Annotated in this window: 1 protein-coding gene; it reads left to right on the top strand. The window is 66.4% G+C overall.

Going from position 1 to position 411, the window contains the following annotated elements; translation table 11 throughout:
• Nucleotides 1–411 (top strand): hypothetical protein (locus tag KLP42_RS26700; RefSeq protein ID WP_215571171.1); only part of this gene is annotated, 411 nt, incomplete at both ends.

Here is a 411-nt window from a genome sequence, read left to right as displayed (position 1 = left end):
CGGTGTCTGTCTCTGCCCTCGGTGGCTCGGTGGAGCTTGCCGATGCGCTGAGCACGTCTGGCGGTTCGGTCGAGGTGACGGGCGAGACGGATGTTGTTGTTGCCGCCACGGGTTCCGTTGCCGGCGCCAACGGCGTGTCGCTGACGGTAACGACGGGTGGTCTGACGCAGGCATCTGGCTCTCTCATTGACGGCGGCACGGGTGACGTGATGCTGTCGGCCGGTACGGATGCCAAGCTTGGTCGTGTGACGACCGCGGGTGCGGTGTCTGTCTCGGCACTCGCCGGCTCGGTGGAGCTTGCCGATGCGCTGAGCACGTCTGACGGTTCCGTCGAGGTGACGGCCGAGGCGGATATTGTTGTTGCCGCCACGGGTTCCGTTGCCGGCGCCAACGGCGTGTCTCTGACGGCAA

It is taken from the genome of Rhizobium sp. CSW-27, from assembly GCF_018760785.1.
Lineage (GTDB): Bacteria > Pseudomonadota > Alphaproteobacteria > Rhizobiales > Rhizobiaceae > Neorhizobium.
This window is presented reverse-complemented; position numbering and strand designations above follow the sequence as displayed.